At 56.1% G+C, this 538-nt stretch carries 1 rRNA gene; it reads right to left on the minus strand.

What is annotated here, in order from left to right:
- Positions 1–14: 14 nt before the first annotated feature.
- A 16S ribosomal RNA gene (locus UQ64_RS27575) occupies positions 15–538 on the minus strand; the annotation flags it as partial.

The following is a 538-nucleotide window of genomic DNA, read 5'->3' on the forward strand; positions in this document are numbered from 1 at the left end:
ACGATTCTCCATAGAAAGGAGGTGATCCAGCCGCACCTTCCGATACGGCTACCTTGTTACGACTTCACCCCAATCATCTACCCCACCTTCGGCGGCTGGCTCCCTTGCGGGTTACCCCACCGACTTCGGGTGTTGTAAACTCTCGTGGTGTGACGGGCGGTGTGTACAAGACCCGGGAACGTATTCACCGCGGCATGCTGATCCGCGATTACTAGCAATTCCGACTTCATGCAGGCGAGTTGCAGCCTGCAATCCGAACTGAGACCGGCTTTGATGGGATTGGCTTCACCTCGCGGCTTCGCTTCCCGTTGTACCGGCCATTGTAGTACGTGTGTAGCCCAGGTCATAAGGGGCATGATGATTTGACGTCATCCCCACCTTCCTCCGGTTTGTCACCGGCAGTCACTCTAGAGTGCCCAACATTACTTGCTGGCAACTAAAGTTAAGGGTTGCGCTCGTTGCGGGACTTAACCCAACATCTCACGACACGAGCTGACGACAACCATGCACCACCTGTCTCCTCTGTCCCGAAGGCCGC

This window comes from Paenibacillus etheri (assembly GCF_001012825.1).
Classification (GTDB): domain Bacteria; phylum Bacillota; class Bacilli; order Paenibacillales; family Paenibacillaceae; genus Paenibacillus_AQ; species Paenibacillus_AQ etheri.